We start from the raw sequence: 17,139 nt of genomic DNA on the forward strand, positions 1-17,139 counted from the left end.
CGGGTTACTGCGTGATTATTGCGCCGCGCTGATGCGCCAGATGGTGTTGCCGGCGTCGTCGGCAATCAGTACGCCGCCCTGCTTATCCATCGCCAGCCCAACTGGCAGACCGCGTACCTGTTTCTGGTCATCAGTCAGGAAGCCGGTAACCACCGGTTTTGGCGTACCGACCGGTTGGCCATTTTCGAACTTGACCCACATCACCTGATAGCCGTTCAGCGGCTTGCGGTTCCAACTGCCGTGTTCGCTGACAAACGCCCCGCCGCGATACTGCGGCATATTATCGCCGCCGTAGAACAGCAGACCAAGCGGTGCGACGTGCGAACTGAGCGCATAGTCCGGCTTGATGGCCTTTGCCACCAGATCGGGCCGCGGCGGTTTGGCGCGCTCATCCACGTGTTGGCCAAAATAGCTGTACGGCCAGCCGTAAAAGCCGTTTTCCTGCACCGATGTCATGTAATCCGGCACCAGATCGGAGCCGATTTCGTCACGTTCGTTGACGATTGCCCATAACTTGCCGCTTTGCGGTTCCCACTGCAGCCCGGTTGGATTGCGCAGGCCGCTGGCGTAGATGCGGCTGGCGCCGTTGGCGGCGTCGACCTCCAGTACCGCCGCGCGGCGGTATTCCGCGCCGATGCCGTTTTCGGTGATGTTGCTGTTCGAGCCGACGCCGACGTACAGTTTGCTGCCATCAGGGCTGGCCAGCAGCGCTTTGGTCCAATGGTGATTGAGCGGCCCGCCCGGCAGTTCGGTGACCACCTCGCCGGCAGTGCGGATTTCGGTTTGCCCTTCCTGATAAGGGAACTTCACCAGGCTATCGGCATTGGCGACCCACAGGGTGTTGCCGATCAGCTGCATGCCAAACGGCGAATGCAGATGCTCGATGAACAGGTGCTTTTCCCAGCTGCCGTTGACGTTGCGCAGCAGCGTGATGCGGTTGCCGCCCGGTCCTCCCTTGCCGGAAGATTGCTGCACCATGCCCATGATCAACTGCTTCGGTCGGGTGGTCGGTTTAGCCGGCCCGTTGGCTTCCGCCACCAGAACATCATTATTCGGCAACACATAAACCTGGCGTGGATGCATTAATCCGTCGGCGATTTTTTCAATCTTCAGCCCCTCGGCGACCTTCGGCATTTCCCCTGTTTTCCACGGCACCCCTTCGGGAACCTGCATCGGCGGCATCAAAAAGTTCTTCGCCTGCGGCAGTTCAGGATTTGGGCCAATCTGCTTTTGCGGATCGAGCGTGGCGCCATCATCACAACCCGTCAACAGCACGGCGAGCGAAACGGCAATCAAGGTGTGGTTACGGTATTTCATAGTGGCTGCTCCTTGGCGGTGCGCTGGCGTAGCGCAAGTTGCAGGTTGGCCAGCAGCAGCAAAACCACCACCAGGGTAGAGAGGATCGCGCCCATCGGCACCACGGCATAGGCATCACGGCTATGAATAAAGGCGTTAAAGATGGCCAGCAGAATGGCCAACAGGTTCAGCCAGAAATGCAATTTCACCGGCGCCCCCTGCGGATCGCGGCGTCCAACCCATACCTGAACCAAATTTATCAGTCGTGGGATGATGGCGATCACCAAACCGATGGCGATAAGCCAACTGGCGGCGTGGGTCCACATCAGCACAAAGCTGTTGAGATAGATAATGTCAAACACCCAGGCCGCGACAAAAAAGCCAAGCGGAATGGGGTTCAACAGCTCATACAACCCGACGGCCAGCGTCGAGTGTCCTGAGGTATTGTGCGTATTCATGTCCGTCTCCATAAGTCATCCAAAAGTAGGTTGCGGCCGGCATGCTGCGCACCCGCCGTTTGCCCTGCCTGTAATAGATTAGTAAATATGAAGAAATATGCTGAAAGTAATTAGCAAGCTGGGTTTTTCCGATCCAACGGAATATAAGCAATAACGGCATGGTTATGGCGGTGGAATAGCCCTATGGCAGGCGCGTTAATTGGCGATAAATAAGCCATGTGATACGTCTGTTAAAAAAAATAGCATTAAAAGTTCATGGTCGGTTATTTGCGTAAATACGCCTGTATTACTGGCCTCGCCGGCAGATAAGCGGCCTCACCAACGCTTCAACGCCGGTGCCTATACCACTAAAGCCACTACCATAACTGTGAAATAAGTCTCATACTTGCGCACCTTTGTGGGCGACAAGGCTCATAAAGCCGATGCACGGGCGGCAATCTGAGCCCGTGGTTGAAAAAAGTTTGGTAAAAACAGAGTGCTTTTTGGGATTTGGCTTATTCTCAAAATTGAAGGTTTTTTATTCAGGGTGGATTGATTCTATGCAGAAAAACAGAACTTCATCGTTCCTCATCCTTATAACAGCGCTATTTGCCGTAGTGAGCGGCTTATATCTGTTAGTGGGGGGGATTTGGTTGGCAAAACTGGGCGGTTCGATTTACTACATCGTAGCCGGTCTGGTGATGCTGATTACCGCGTGGTTGCTTTATCGTCGTCGTGCAACCGCCTTATTGCTGTATGCCGTATTCCTGTTGGCGACCGTCATCTGGGCGCTGTGGGAAGTCGGCACCGACTTCTGGGCACTGACGCCGCGTCTCGACGTCACTTTCTTCTTCGGCCTATGGCTGGTGCTGCCGTTCATTTACCGCAAGCTGGTTGCCAACGGCAAGCTGGCGTATGGCGCACTCAGTGCAGTGCTGGTGTTTACCGTAGCGGTACTGGCGTATTCGGTGTTTAACGATCCGCAGGAAATCCACGGCACGCTCGACGCCGCGCAAACCCAGGCGGTGGTCGATCAGGCGGCTGATGGCGCAGACTGGCCGGCCTACGGTCGTACACAGGAAGGCACCCGTTATTCGCCGTTGAAGCAGATCAACGACAAGAACGTTTCGCAGTTGAAAGAAGCCTGGACCTTCCGCACCGGCGACGTGAAAACCGCCAACGATCCGGCGGAAATCACTAACGAAGTCACGCCGATCAAAATCCGCGATACGCTGTATCTGTGCACCGCGCACCAGAAACTGTTTGCACTGGATGCCGCGACCGGCAAAGAGAAGTGGCAGTTTGATCCCGAGCTGAAGTCCGACTCGTCGTTCCAGCACATCACCTGCCGTGGCGTGTCTTACCATGAAACCCCAGCAGCGGCGCAAGCCGATGCCGCAGGTACCCCACCGGCCCAGTGCGCACGTCGCATTATCCTGCCGGTGAACGATGGTCGCCTGTTCGCGGTGGATGCGGAAACCGGCAAGCGCTGTGCAGACTTTGCCAACAACGGCGAACTGAATCTGCAAAGCAACATGCCTTACCCTACTCCGGGCCACTACGAGCCGACTTCGCCGCCAGTGATTACCGACAGCGTGATCGTGATTGCCGGGGCGGTAATGGATAACTACTCCAACCGTGAGCCTTCTGGCGTTATCCGCGGTTTTGACATCAATAGCGGCAAACTGCTGTGGGCGTTCGATCCAGGCAGCGCCGAGCCGAACAAGATCCCGGCCGACGAACACCATTTCGTGCCGAACTCACCAAACTCATGGGCACCGGCAGCGTATGACGCCAAGCTGGACATGGTATATCTGCCAATGGGCGTGGCGACGCCGGACATCTGGGGCGGCAACCGTACGCCGGAAATGGAGCGTTATGCCAGCGGCCTGTTGGCGCTGCACGCCAGCACCGGTAAGCTGGCCTGGTTCTACCAGACCGTGCACCATGACCTGTGGGATATGGACATTCCGGCTCAGCCAACGCTGGCGGACATCACCGACAAAGATGGCAAAAAAGTGCCGGTCATTTACGTTCCGACCAAAACCGGCAACATCTTTGTACTGAACCGTACCAACGGTGAACTGGTGGTGCCTGCGCCGGAACGCCCGGTGCCACAAGGCCCGGCAAAAGGCGATTTCCTGTCACCTACCCAGCCGTTCTCCGAGCTGACCTTCCGTCCAGAAAAGAAACTGACCGGTGCGGATACCTGGGGCGCAACCATCTACGATCAGCTGGTTTGCCGCGTGATGTTCCACAGCCTGCGCTATGAAGGCACCTTTACCCCGCCTTCCGAGCAGGGCACGCTGGTGTTCCCGGGTAACCTGGGGATGTTCGAATGGGGCGGTCTGGCGGTAGATACCGATCGTCAGGTGGCAATTGCCAACCCGATGGCGCTGCCGTTCGTTTCCAAGCTGATCCCTCGCGGTCCGGGCAACCCGATCGAGCCGGACGAAAATGCCAAGGGCAGCGGTTCGGAAGTGGGCATTCAACCGCAGTACGGTATTCCTTACGGCGTGACGTTGAACCCGTTCCTGTCACCGTTGGGCTTCCCGTGCAAACAGCCGGCATGGGGCTACATCTCTGCGGTCGACTTGAAAACCAATCAGATCGTGTGGAAAAAACGCATCGGTACCGTACGTGACAGCTCACCGATTCCACTGCCGTTCAAAATGGGCATGCCAATGCTCGGCGGTCCGGTGACCACCGCAGGTAACATCTTCTTCATCGGTGCTACCGCCGACAACTACCTGCGCGCGTTCAACGTCAGCAACGGTGACAAACTGTGGGAAGCCCGTCTGCCGGCCGGTGGCCAGGCAACGCCAATGACCTATGAGGTCAACGGCAAACAGTATGTGGTGATTTCCGCAGGTGGCCACGGTTCGTTTGGTACCAAGCTGGGTGACTATATCGTCGCCTATGCGCTGCCGGACGAAGCGACCAAATAACCCGCGCGATCAACCGTCGCACTCAACTCGATGGCCGCCTCAGGGCGGCCATTTTTAATCGTGAAAGCGTATGACAGATTTAGCTCCCCTAGCTGTTTTTGACGGCCACAACGACCTGCTGCTCACGCTGTGGCTCAAGCATGCCGATGACCCCGCCGCGGCGTTCTTTTCCTCGGTGGAACAGGGTCATCTGGACTTTGCACGCATGAAGCGCGGCGGTTTCTGCGGCGGGCTGTTTGCGGTGTTCATCCCGCCGGTAAGCCATGTTGCCCAGATGCGTAACCAGAGTGAAGCCGAGGTGCTGGCCAGTTACGATCCGCAGGCAATTACCGAAGCGCAAATCGCCATCCTGTTTCAGTTGGAGCAGGCGTCCAACGGCCAGCTGAAGATCTGCCGCAGCGTGGCGGACATTGAACAATGCCGACGCAATCAGCAGATCGCGGCGGTATTGCATATTGAAGGCGCCGGCGCGCTGGACGCCGAACTGACGCAGCTGGATCGCTATTATGCGCTGGGTGTGCGTAGTATCGGGCCGTTCTGGAATCGGCCAAACGTGTTTGGTGAAGGCATCCGCGGCGCCTTCCCGGGTTCACCAGACAGCGGACCCGGCATGACGCCGGCCGGCAAGGCGCTGATCGCGGCCTGTAACCGTCGCCGCATGATGATTGACGTTTCGCACATGAACGAAAAAGCGTTCTGGGAAACTGCGGCGTTGAGTAGCGCACCGTTGGTAGCAACGCATTCCAACGCGCACGCGCTGTGCCCGCAGCCGCGCAACCTGACCAATGCGCAGCTGTCGGCCATCGCCGCCAGCGGCGGTTTTGTCGGGGTGAATTTTGGCACCGCGTTCCTGCGTGCCGACGGTAAACGCGACAGCGCCACTACCGATTTAACAGAAATTGTTAAACATATTGAATTTTTAGTCGCTAAACTTGGAGAAGATCACGTGGGATTCGGCTCCGATTTTGACGGCGTTAATGTCCCACAGTCGCTGGGGGATGTGAGCGGACTGCCTTCATTGCTACAGGCATTGGCGCAGGCCGGCTTTACCCCGGCGCAGGTGGAAAAGCTGGCATGGCGCAATTGGCTGGCGGTGTTATCCACCACCTGGGGCGCATAGCTAAAAAACTTTTACCCTTTTGAGGTTGCGATCTCCGTCACATTTCTTCAACATCGTCGCCGCCGAATGTGAATGATTTTTTATTTGGCACTTAATAACTAGAGGAGAACTACCTATGACTACCTGGACTAAACCCGAGTTCGTCGATCTGCGTCTGGGCCTGGAAGTGACGCTGTACATTTCCAACCGCTAATCGCTCATGCCCGCTTGCCGCGGGCATCCTGGCTTGCTGACAACGCCAGGCAGCGAGAGCGCCCCACGGTTATCTCGCTGTCACGGACGGCGTTGCCAGCAACCTTTTTCTCTGTTGTTTTCTCTTTTCTGGTTCACACATGCAGATAAAAGTTCTCGGCTCTGCGGCTGGCGGCGGTTTTCCTCAATGGAATTGCAACTGCAAAAACTGTCAGGGCGTGCGTAACAACACCATCAAAACCTCCGCGCGTACCCAATCGTCGATTGCCATCAGCGATGACGGAAAAAATTGGGTGCTGTGCAACGCATCGCCGGACATTTGCCATCAGCTGCGCGCCTCGCCTGAATTGAATAACCCCGAAGTACTGCGTGGTACCGGCATCGGCGCGATCATTCTCACCGATAGCCAGATCGACCACAGCGCGGGTTTACTCAATTTGCGTGAAGGGTGTCCGCATCAGGTGTGGTGCACCCGCGAAGTCCATGACGATCTGAGTACCGGCTTCCCGGTGTTCCCGATGCTGTCCCATTGGAACGGCGGCCTGATCCACCGGCCGATTGAGCCGTTGGAGGCCTTTCAGGTTGCGGTGTGCGCGACGCTGCGCTTTACCGCCATCCCGCTGTTGAGCAATGCGCCACCCTATTCTCTCTACCGCCATCGCCCGCTGCCGGGGCACAACGTGGCGCTGTTCATCGAAGACATCGCACGCGGCAGCAGCCTGCTGTATGCGCCAGGTCTCGGCGAGCCGGACGAGCAGCTACTGCCCTGGCTGAAACGGGCGGACTGCCTGCTGATTGACGGTACGCTGTGGCGCGATAACGAGCTGGCGAATACCGGCGTCGGCCGCAATACCGGTAAAGACATGGGGCATCTGGCACTGGGCGAGGATCAGGGATTGGCCGCGCTGCTCACCACCTTGCCGGCAAAGCGCAAGATACTGATTCACATCAATAATACCAATCCTATCCTGGACGAAGACTCTGCGGAGCGTCACAGCCTGACGCAAGCCGGCATTGAAGTGAGCTGGGATGGGATGAACATCGAACTGTAGGCGAACACCATGACAATACAACACCCGCTGTCCCCGCAGGAGTTTGAAGCGGCGCTGCGTGCCAAAGGCGCGTATTACCATATCCATCATCCGTATCACATTGCCATGCATAACGGCGAGGCGACGCGCGAACAGATCCAGGGCTGGGTCGCCAACCGTTTCTATTACCAGACCAGCATCCCGATCAAGGACGCGGCGATCATGGCCAACTGCCCACAGCCGGAAACCCGGCGCAAATGGGTGCAGCGCATTCTTGACCATGACGGTTACAACGGCAGCGAGGGCGGTATCGAAGCCTGGCTGCGTCTTGGCGAAGCCGTAGGCCTGCCGCGAGAAACCGTGCTTTCCGAAGAGCTGGTGTTGCCAGGCGTGCGCTTCGCGGTTGACGCTTACGTCAACTTTGCCCGTCGCGCCTGCTGGCAGGAGGCGGCATGCAGCTCGCTGACCGAACTGTTCGCGCCGCAAATCCACCAATCGCGTCTCGACAGCTGGCCACAGCATTATCCGTGGATCGATGCCGAAGGTTATGACTACTTCCGCAGCCGTCTCGGCCAGGCCAACCGCGACGTGGAGCACGGGCTGGCGCTGGCGCTGGAATATTGCGATACGGTCGAAAAGCAGCAGCGCATGTTGGAGATCCTGCAGTTCAAACTGGACATTCTGTGGAGCCTGCTCGATGCCATGAGCATGGCCTATACCCTGCACCGCCCGCCTTATCATAGCGTGACCGCCGCGCGGGTGTGGCATAACCAGAGGCTGGTGTGATGAGTCTACGCCGAGAGCAAACGCCGATTTTCCGTCGCGGGTACCGCCTGCAATGGGAAGAGGTGCAAAACAGCCACGTTATTCTCTATCCTGAAGGTATGGCCAAACTGAACGAGAGTGCCGCCATGATCCTGCAACTGGTCAACGGTACATCGACGTTGAATCAGATTATCGACCAATTGAATGCGCGTTTCCCGGGCGTACCGGGACTGGCGGACGATGTGCTGGAATTCTTCCAACGCGCCTATGAACAAAAATGGGTGATGTTCCGTGACTGATACCACCACCACACCGGCGGTCAATCCGCCGCTCTGGCTGCTGGCGGAGCTGACGTACCGCTGTCCGCTGCAATGCCCCTATTGCTCCAACCCGCTCGACTTCGCCGCGCAGGAAAAAGAGCTGACCACCGAACAGTGGATCAACGTTTTTCGTCAGGCGCGGGCGATGGGCAGCGTTCAGCTCGGTTTTTCCGGCGGCGAGCCGCTGGTGCGCAAGGATCTGCCTGAGCTGATCGCTGCCGCTCGCGATCTTGGTTTTTACACCAACCTGATCACCTCAGGCATTGGTTTGACCGAGAAGAAGCTGCAAACCTTTGCCGACGCCGGCCTGGATCATATCCAAATCAGTTTCCAGGCCAGCGATGAAACGCTGAACGCCGCGCTGGCAGGCTCAGCCAAGGCCTTCCAGCAGAAACTGGCGATGGCCAAGGCGGTCAAGGCGCTGGGCTATCCGATGGTGCTCAACTTTGTGCTGCATCGGCACAATATCGATCAGATCGACCGGATTATCGAACTGGCTATTCAGTTGGAGGCTGACGACGTCGAGCTGGCCACCTGCCAGTTTTATGGCTGGGCGCATCTCAACCGTGAGGGACTGCTGCCAACCCGCGAGCAAATCGCCCGGGCGGAACAGGTGGTGCAGCACTACCGCGAAAAAATGGCCGACAGCGGCAATCTGGCCAACCTGTTGTTCGTCACCCCCGACTATTACGAAGAGCGCCCCAAGGGCTGCATGGGTGGCTGGGGGGCGATTTTCCTCAGCGTTACCCCGGAAGGCATGGCGTTACCCTGTCACAGCGCCCGGCAGTTACCGGTCAAGTTCCCGTCGGTGCTGGAACAGGATCTGGCGCATATCTGGTATCACTCTTTCGGTTTTAACCGCTATCGCGGCTATGACTGGATGCCTGAGCCGTGCCGCTCCTGTCCCGAAAAAGAGCAAGATTACGGTGGCTGCCGCTGTCAGGCGTTTATGCTGACCGGCGACGCCGACAACGCCGATCCGGTTTGTTCCAAGTCAGCGCACCATGGCACCATCCTGGCTGCGCGCGAAGAAGCCAACCGCAGTCAGATCGGCATCGATGGGCTGCGCTTTCGCAACCGTGCCAACTCCCAGTTGATTTTCAAAGGCTGACATGCAGCGCCAGACCGCCTCGCTACGGCTTGCCAACGGGCTGCGTGTCAACCTGGTCAGCGATCCGGGCGACAGCCGTGCCGCAGCGCTGATGCGCATCGACGCGGGCAGTTACCACGCCGCGGAGGACTGGCCCGGTCTGGCTCACCTGCTGGAACACATGCTGTTTCGCGGTAGCGCGCGCTTCCCCGATCGACAACGGCTGATGAGCTGGATACCGGCGCAGGGCGGCCGGCTGAACGCCACCACGCTCGCCACGCAAACCGCCTACTTTTTTGAAATTGATGCCCCCCGCCTGGCGGACGGGCTCGAGCGACTGATGGATATGCTGTCTGCCCCGCTGCTGGCGATCGACGCGTTGGCGCAGGAGATCGGGGTGATCGACGCCGAGTATCGCTTACTGTGCTCGGATGCCGCCAGTCTGTGCCTGGCGGCGCAGCAGCACGCGTTCAGCGGCATCGAGGCGATGCACCGTTTTCACGTTGGCCATCGTGAGGCATTTGGCGACGATATGGCGGCGCTGCGCCGCGCATTGCGCCAGTTCCATACGCGTTATTATCAGGCCGGCAATATGACGTTGTGGCTACAGGGGCCACAGCCGTTGGCAGCGTTGCGCGCCATCGCCGAACGGCTGAGTGCCAACCCGGTTGGCCAGACCGTCCCACCGCCGCTGCCCAGCATGGCATTAACCGCCGATGGCGACCGGCGACTTATCCTGCCGGGAACGCCACAGCTGCGTTTTAGCTTCGCCCTCACTCACCCGCAGGCAAGTCGACGTGCGTGGTTACGGCTGTTGGAATGCCTATTGACCGACGAAGCGCCGGGCAGTTTGCTGGCCTGGTTACGCGCGCAAGAATACTGCGACGATGTGCAATTACTGCATCAACGCTGTGGCAGCGACTGCCTGTTGCTGACGCTGGCATTTGTCATCAACCCCGATAACGCAGCGGGTGCAGAGCGGCTGGAAGCGGCGCTGTTTGCCTGGTTGCAACAGCTGCCGACGTTGCGCCGGGCACAGCGTGAACACTACTGCCAACTGGCCAATCAGGCGTTGTTGCAACAGCCGCCGCTCGAACAGCTGCGTGCCGCCGCCTGTGGTTTGCCGTTGATAAGCGACGTTGACGACTGGCCGCACTGCATCGCCGCACTGTTAGCCGCCCCATTCAGCCGCCTGACGGTTGCTGCAGACGGTGAGGCGCCGACCTGCTCGGTACAGGGATTTACGTTGCGTCTGGCAACGGTGGCGGCACAGCAGCCCCCTACGTCGACCGAGCGCTTTGGCTTTTTTAACGGTGACCTCGCGATACCCAGCCCAACGTTGCCGTCACGCCGCGTTGCGTTACGACACATTCAGCCTGGCGATGTCGAACCGGTGCTGCTGCTGCGCCCGGCGCCGCAAACGCCGCTCGACGATCTGACCGCCTACCGGCTACAGTCGGCATTACGTCCGCTGGCTGCCGAGCTGGCGCATCGCCAGGGGCATTTGGCGCTGGAGCGAATCGATGGCGTTTGGTTGTTGCAACTTGCCGGCGATCCCCCCTTGATCTGCCATGGGGTACAGGCATTGAATCAGGCGTTACATGCCATCAGCGCCGCCAGCGAACGCGATGCGCTGCGCCGTTGGCAGCGAGCGCAGCACCTGCATGGCGAACTGGCAATACGACGCCTGCTGGCGCAACTGCCGGCGGCGCTGGCCAATGCTGTCAGCGCTGAACAACCGCGCTGCTGGCAGGCGACGCTCAGTGGCGGTAACCAGGCATTGCATCATGCGCTGGCGCATTTACTGAGCGATTTCCCGGCGCCGATTGTTGCCGCAGCACCTTATCAGACAAACCAGCAGGGTCGCGTGATGCTGACGGAAAGCGGCGATGAGAACGCCCTGCTGCTGTTTTACCCGCTGTCAGCGGTCGGCGCAACGCCACGGTTGGCGCTGCGTCTGTTGGCACAGTTTTATGCGCCGCGTTATTTTCAGCAGTTGCGCGTCGATCGCAATATTGGCTATGTGGTGCAATGCGCGTTTCACCGTTGCGCCGATCGCGAAGGTCTGCTGTTTGCCTTGCAATCCCCGCGTTTTAGCGTTGACGAACTGGCGCAATTGACCGACCAGTTTTTGCTGCAGATGCAAACAGAGCTGGCGCAGTTGAGCCCGAGCCAGCTGGCACAGGCAAAAGCCGCATTGATGCCGACTCTGCAGCACCGCAGTGAACAACCGTTGCAACGTGCGCGTGCCATGCTACTGGAAGATCCCCCAGCGGCCAGCGAACTGACGCTGGTAGATGGCGCCACGCTACTCGACTGGCAGCGGCGGCTATTGCCCACCGCGCCGTAACATCCGATCTAAATATTCACAACCTTAGGGTCAAAAGATACATTTTGTTAACCACAAAATGTATCAGATGGTACAATCCGCACATCACATTGTTCAATGTCTCGCCTGTTGCCGTTGGTTTCGGCATCAACAGGCCGGCATGGCGTTGTGCATAAAAGGATGAATATTATTTCTTCGGAGACTGTCTGATGTCTGAAACGCATGCCCACACGGGCATAAAACGTAAATTATGCTGCTATCTGCTGGGGATAATCCTGGCGGTTACCGGCCTGTTCTTCACCATTGCCGGCGGTAAATTGGCCGCGCTTGGCGGCAGTTGGTACTTTATCATCGCCGGCGTGGTTACCCTGCTCGCGGCGATCCAGTTCTTCCGTGGCAAATCCTCGGCGGTTGTGCTGTTCCTGCTGGTGTTTGTCGGCACCTTGATCTGGTCGTTGTTCGATGCGGGCCTCGATTTCTGGCCGTTGGTTTCGCGACTGATGGTGCCAACCGGCCTGACGCTGCTGGCGCTGCTTAGCTGGCCGTCGCTGCGCAAGGCGGAAGGCAAAACCCCATTGGCAAAAGCGTCATACCTGCTGTCGGCGGTATTGGCCGTCGGCATGGTGGGGACTTTTATCCAGATGTTCCAGCCGCACCCGACCGTTCCCTTCAGCGGCGCACAGTTGCCGCTGATCCCGGTGGATAAGGCCAAACAACAGAAAGATTGGGACAACTACGGCAATACGCCGGGCGGCAGCCGCTTCGTGGCGCTCGATCAGATCACCCGCGATAACGTCAAGGAACTGAAAGTTGCCTGGACGTTCCACACTGGCGATACGCCACTGAGCCCGGACGGCAACGGCGCGGAAGACCAGCAAACCCCATTGCAGGTCGGCAACCGCGTATTCCTCTGTACGCCGCACAACAATGTGATTGCGGTGGATGCCGACAGCGGCAAGGAAATCTGGAAGCGTGAAATCAACGCCAAGTCCCAGGTGTGGAACCGCTGCCGTGGACTGGCCTACTTTGACGCCACTAAACCACTGCCGCAGCCTACGGTGCCCGGTTCAACGCCGGCGGCGCCCGTCGAACTGGCCGCCGGCGACAGCTGCCAGCGTCGTATTCTGATGAATACCATCGACGCACGTCTGGTAGCGATTAACGCCGATAACGGCGAATTCTGTGCCAACTTCGGTCATCATGGCGTGGTCGATCTGAAAGCCGGCATGGGTGATGCCGCCGATCCAAAATACCAGCTGACCTCGGCGCCGACCCTGGCTGGCAGCACCGTGGTGGTGGGCGGCCGGGTTGCCGACAACGTGCAGACCGACATGCCAGGCGGCGTACTGCGCGGCTTTAACGTCATTACCGGTGAAATGCGCTGGGCATTCGATCCGGGCAATGAAAACCCGAACTCGACGCTGAAACCTGGCCAGACCTTTGTACGCAGCACCCCTAACTCGTGGGCGCCAATGTCCTACGATCCGGCGATGAACACCGTATTCTTGCCAATGGGCAGTTCATCGGTCGATCTGTGGGGCGCCAACCGTACTGCGCTCGATCACAAGTATGGCGCGTCGATTCTGGCGCTGGATGCCACCACCGGCAAGGAGAAATGGGTCTATCAGACCGTGCATAACGATCTGTGGGACTTTGATGTGCCGATGCAGCCTAGCCTGGTCGATTTCCCAATGAAGGACGGCAGTAGCAAACCGGCGGTGGTATTTGGCGGTAAAACCGGCCAGATCTTTGTGCTGGATCGCCATACCGGCAAACCGTTGACCGAAGTGAAAGAACTGCCGGTGAAAACCCGTACCATCCCGGGTGAACAGTATTCGGCAACCCAGCCGTTTTCGGTTGGCATGCCGCAGATCGGCGCAGAAAAACTGAGTGAATCGGATATGTGGGGCGCGACGCCGTTCGACCAGTTAATGTGTCGTATCAGTTTCAAATCAATGCGCTACGACGGTCTGTTCACCGCACCGGACACCGACGTTTCCCTTAGCTTCCCGGGTTCGCTGGGCGGCATGAACTGGGGGGGCTTGTCTACCGATCCGAACAATCATTACATCTTTGTCAATGATATGCGTCTGGGCCTGTGGGTGCAGATGATCCCGCAGAAGATTGACGCCGATACCCCAGCCAGCAACGGTGGCGAGTCGGTCAATGCCGGTATGGGCGCGGTGCCGTTGAAAGGTACGCCGTACGGCGTCAATAAAAACCGCTTTATGTCACCGCTGGGCATTCCATGCCAGAAGCCGCCGTTTGGCACCCTGTCGGCCATCGATCTGAAAACGCAGAAAGTGGTGTGGCAGGTACCGGCGGGTACGGTGCAGGATACCGGACCATTCGGTATCAAGATGCGCGCGCAAATGCCGGTCGGCATGCCGACGCTGGGCGGTACGCTGGCAACCCAGGGGGGCCTGGTGTTCATTGCCGGCACCCAGGATTACTATCTGCGTGCCTTTGACTCCTCCACCGGTAAGGAGCTGTGGAAAGCGCGCCTGCCGGTTGGCAGCGGCGGCAGCCCGATGAGTTATATTTCGCCAACCACCGGCAAGCAGTACATCCTGATTTCCGCCGGCGGCGCGCGACAGTCACCCGATCGTGGTGATTACGTGATTGCCTATGCGCTAGACCAGTAAGCCCTGGCGTTCAACACGGCCAAAGCCCGCTGCCAACCAGCGGGCTTTTTTGCGCCGGTTAGCGTGGTCGCTCAATCATGCGTTTCCAGTAAAAAACCGGCCAAGGCGGCAAAAACCTGACGGCGGTTTTTTTCCAGCACCATCATGTGCGTCGCCTCGCCGATTTCCAGCCAGCGCTTCCACGGCGCGCCGGTAGCATGTAAAAACCAGTCCTGCGCTACCGACAACGGCACATCCACATCCCACTCGCCATGCACCAGCAGCAACGGTACGCTAATGTCCGCCGGCTGATAGAAAGGCCTGTCGGCACGCCAGTAGTCGCGGATGTCCTGCACCGGCCCGTTGGCAACGCGTATGGTGCCGCTGGCACGTAACGCCTCGTCAGGCTCTTCACTCAGGGTATTGGCTACCCAGGCGTCGAACACGCCGTCAGGAATAATGTCGTCACGCTTGTGTTGCGGCACGCCGGCCAGCCAGCGCTGTTGAACTTGCGCCAAGGTCACCAGCCGCCAGGCGCCCAACTCGCCGCCACTGTCCAGCCGGCTGGGGCCGTTGTTTAGCCACTGCGGTGCTATCAGCCCCAGACGCCGGACCTTGTCGGCGTTACGGGTAGTAAAACTGCCGGTCACGCTGCCGCCCCATGACATGCCGATGATATTGACCTGCGTCAGCTGGTTATGCTGCAAAACGTAGGTGACAGCGTCACTAAAGTCACGCACCCCCTGTTCGGTGGTGACCTGCGGCGGGTTCAATGCGGCGGGTTGCTGCATTGCCGGCGGCCGCGTTGAACCACCGCTGCCGCTGACATCCACTGCCCAGACGTCAAACCCCGCCCGCGCCAGATAATCCAGGAAGGATTCACCGTCGACTGGCGTATCAAACAGGCTGCCTGATGAGTAAGTGGCACCATGCATCAGCACCACGGTATGGGCCGCATCAAAACGCGTCTGCGATGCCAGGCGTTTGTGTCGCAGATGCAAGGTCACCGCCGGATTGGCGCTGGGAATGGTGCGCTGTTCGCTAAACAGCATCGAATCAGTGGTCATGATTTCTCCCGAGATTAACATTCTTGCCAGCTGAAGCCGTGGTGTTGACGTGCAATACGTCCGACCGAGGCTCCGGCGAAATGGCTGCTGAAGTAATAGGCGTTATGGTCAGCGGCAAACTCCAACGCCCAGCGGCGTGAGGCCAAAGCCTGCTCGGGAAATTCGCAGTACACCGAATTCCACTGCGGGAAATAAACCTGCATCGGATGGTGCATCACATCGCCGGCAAACAGCGCCATGCCCTGGTCGGTTTGCAGCGAAAAGGACAGATGGTCGTAGCTGTGCCCCGGCGTGCGGTGAAAGTGGAATCCGGCGATCGGTTGTTGGTCACCATGCTGCCAGCGCCAATCCTGCCCGGCGTTGACCAGCGGCTGCACGCTGTCGTCAAATAAGCCGCGGTTGGGGGCGGTCACATTGTCCGGATGGGCATACCAATCGTATTCCGCAGCAGAAAATACGTAACGTGCATTGGGGAACGTCGGCCGCCACTGCCCCTCTACCAGTTGGGTATTCCAACCCACATGATCGACATGCAAATGCGTCAACAGAACATAATCCACCTGATGCGGTTCAACGCCGGCCTGGCGCAACTGCTGTAGCCAATGGGTCTGCAAGCGGTCAAACAGCGGGTTGTCGGGGCGGAGTTTGTCGTTGCCGCAGGCGGTATCTATCAAAACGGTATGCTCTGGCGTTTGCACCAGCCAGCTGTGGCAGCTGACGGTCAGCCGTTGCCTGTCGTGGCTGAGGTGTGCCTGGCTGAAGACGGTATCGGTCTGGTTGACCGCGTCTTGCTGCCATTGCGGAAAAAGCAATGAAGCTGGGCGATCGTCAATCGTCAGCTCGGTTAAGCGCGTGATGCGAGTACGACCCAGATTCCAGCTCGTGGAGGATGACATAGTAACTCCGTGGTTGTTTGTCGATAACAATGGCACCATATTGTTACCCTGTCGGCGAATGAACAAGCCGCTAATCTGCAAACTATGATTGCTATAATTGCAATGATTGACCCATTAAGAGGATGCGAAATGGACAAGCTGGCGGCAATGCAGACATTTATTCGCGTGGTCGAAAGCGGCGCGTTCAGCCGTGCGGCAACGCTGCTGGATTTACCTAAATCTACCGTTACCCGGCAGATCCAGGCATTGGAACAGCAGTTGAACATTACCTTGCTGCACCGCACCTCGCGCCGTTTGACGCTGACCGAACAAGGCCGCGCCTATTATCAGGGCGCGGTACAATGGCTTGAACAGCTACGCCAGTTTGAAGGCGGCGTGATCGGTGCCGGGCAAGCGCCGAGCGGCGTAATCCATGTCAGCATGCCGCACACCCTCGCCTACCATAAAGTGATCCCCCACTTAACCGATTTTTACCGGCGCTACCCGGATATTCAGTTAACGCTGAATCTGGCCAATCATGCCATCGATCCCATCGAGGCCCAGGTAGATTGCGTGGTGCGGATTGGCGCGCTGATGAACGATACGCTGATTGCCCGTTCGTTAGGTACGCTGGAGCGTATCACCTGCGCCTCACCAGACTATTTGCAACGTCATGGCACGCCCACGCATCCCAATGCGCTGCGCCGCGATCACCAGATGATCCACGTGGTGTCACCGCAGAGCGGTAAACCGTTCATTCACCAACTGCTGCGGCAGGATGAGCGCGTTACGCTTGACGGCGATTGGCGGTTTGCCGTCAACGACGCCAATGCGGCATTGCATGCCGCACGCGCCGGTCTGGGGGTGGTGACGACCTACCACTTTTTGGCCGAGGAGGCATTACGCCGTGGCGAGCTGGTGCCGATCTTGCCCGACTGGCAATGCGAACCGGCGGCGGTACATATCGCCTGGCCGGAGAACCGCCATCTGGCATCAAAAGTGCGTTATTTTATTGATTGGATCAGGGAACTGTTTAATCGTTGAC

General features: G+C 58.5%; 14 protein-coding genes. 10 read left to right on the forward strand and 4 right to left on the reverse strand.

The genetic code is table 11. The features are described from left to right. Positions 1-15: 15 nt before the first annotated feature. On the reverse strand, positions 16-1,317 hold the full coding sequence (locus ACCC84_RS04885; RefSeq protein WP_371901606.1) for a PQQ-dependent sugar dehydrogenase: 1,302 nt from the start codon (positions 1,315-1,317) through the stop codon (positions 16-18). Continuing rightward, positions 1,314-1,754 (reverse strand): DUF2231 domain-containing protein, encoded by a 441-nt coding sequence (locus ACCC84_RS04890; protein ID WP_039992107.1) that lies wholly within the window; start codon positions 1,752-1,754, stop codon positions 1,314-1,316. Before ACCC84_RS04890 ends, ACCC84_RS04885 begins: the two co-directional genes overlap by 4 nt. 539 nt (positions 1,755-2,293) lie before the next feature. On the opposite strand from ACCC84_RS04890, the gene ACCC84_RS04895 reads away from it, so the two are divergent. The 9 genes from ACCC84_RS04895 to ACCC84_RS04935 all read left to right on the forward strand — a co-directional run bounded on the left by ACCC84_RS04895 (position 2,294) and on the right by ACCC84_RS04935 (position 14,173). Then, positions 2,294-4,681 carry a glucose/quinate/shikimate family membrane-bound PQQ-dependent dehydrogenase gene (locus ACCC84_RS04895; RefSeq protein WP_039992106.1) on the forward strand — a complete coding sequence of 796 codons (2,388 nt, stop codon included), beginning with the start codon at positions 2,294-2,296 and terminating at the stop codon, positions 4,679-4,681. Between the two features lie 70 nt (positions 4,682-4,751). Then, entirely contained in the window at positions 4,752-5,801 is a 1,050-nt protein-coding gene (locus tag ACCC84_RS04900; RefSeq protein ID WP_273868232.1) for a dipeptidase, read from the forward strand. A 115-nt stretch (positions 5,802-5,916) separates the two neighbouring features. After that, complete coding sequence (gene pqqA, locus ACCC84_RS04905; RefSeq protein ID WP_004937827.1) at positions 5,917-5,994, forward strand: pyrroloquinoline quinone precursor peptide PqqA; 78 nt, start codon at positions 5,917-5,919, stop codon at positions 5,992-5,994. A 139-nt stretch (positions 5,995-6,133) separates the two neighbouring features. Next, a complete protein-coding gene (pqqB, locus tag ACCC84_RS04910) occupies positions 6,134-7,045 on the forward strand; it encodes a pyrroloquinoline quinone biosynthesis protein PqqB (protein WP_004962958.1) in 912 nt (303 codons plus the stop codon). A gap of 9 nt (positions 7,046-7,054) precedes the next feature. Next, a complete protein-coding gene (pqqC, locus tag ACCC84_RS04915; protein ID WP_004962955.1) occupies positions 7,055-7,810 on the forward strand; it encodes a pyrroloquinoline-quinone synthase PqqC in 756 nt (251 codons plus the stop codon). Further along, entirely contained in the window at positions 7,810-8,088 is a 279-nt protein-coding gene (pqqD, locus tag ACCC84_RS04920) for a pyrroloquinoline quinone biosynthesis peptide chaperone PqqD (RefSeq protein ID WP_004962951.1), read from the forward strand. The genes pqqC and pqqD overlap by 1 nt, the downstream gene beginning before the upstream one ends. Next, on the forward strand, positions 8,081-9,220 hold the full coding sequence (gene pqqE / locus ACCC84_RS04925; RefSeq protein ID WP_371901607.1) for a pyrroloquinoline quinone biosynthesis protein PqqE: 1,140 nt from the start codon (positions 8,081-8,083) through the stop codon (positions 9,218-9,220). The genes pqqD and pqqE overlap by 8 nt, the downstream gene beginning before the upstream one ends. Position 9,221: 1 nt before the next feature. After that, positions 9,222-11,549, forward strand: coding sequence for a pyrroloquinoline quinone biosynthesis protein PqqF (gene pqqF, locus ACCC84_RS04930; protein ID WP_371901608.1), 2,328 nt, complete (start codon positions 9,222-9,224; stop codon positions 11,547-11,549). 188 nt (positions 11,550-11,737) lie between these two features. Continuing rightward, entirely contained in the window at positions 11,738-14,173 is a 2,436-nt protein-coding gene (locus ACCC84_RS04935) for a glucose/quinate/shikimate family membrane-bound PQQ-dependent dehydrogenase (protein ID WP_198773082.1), read from the forward strand. A gap of 71 nt (positions 14,174-14,244) precedes the next feature. Here ACCC84_RS04935 and ACCC84_RS04940 read toward each other — a convergent pair whose 3' ends face one another. Together ACCC84_RS04940 and ACCC84_RS04945 are read right to left on the reverse strand one after the other, a co-directional pair. Then, positions 14,245-15,219, reverse strand: a complete 975-nt coding sequence (locus ACCC84_RS04940; RefSeq protein WP_039992105.1) for an alpha/beta hydrolase — start codon at positions 15,217-15,219, stop codon at positions 14,245-14,247. A 14-nt stretch (positions 15,220-15,233) separates the two neighbouring features. Beyond that, complete coding sequence (locus tag ACCC84_RS04945; protein ID WP_371901609.1) at positions 15,234-16,115, reverse strand: MBL fold metallo-hydrolase; 882 nt, start codon at positions 16,113-16,115, stop codon at positions 15,234-15,236. A 129-nt stretch (positions 16,116-16,244) separates the two neighbouring features. On the opposite strand from ACCC84_RS04945, the gene ACCC84_RS04950 reads away from it, so the two are divergent. Next, positions 16,245-17,138, forward strand: a complete 894-nt coding sequence (locus tag ACCC84_RS04950) for a LysR family transcriptional regulator (RefSeq protein WP_039992104.1) — start codon at positions 16,245-16,247, stop codon at positions 17,136-17,138. Position 17,139: the final 1 nt, after the last annotated feature.

The organism is Serratia odorifera (genome assembly GCF_041448735.1).
Lineage (GTDB): Bacteria > Pseudomonadota > Gammaproteobacteria > Enterobacterales > Enterobacteriaceae > Serratia_F > Serratia_F odorifera.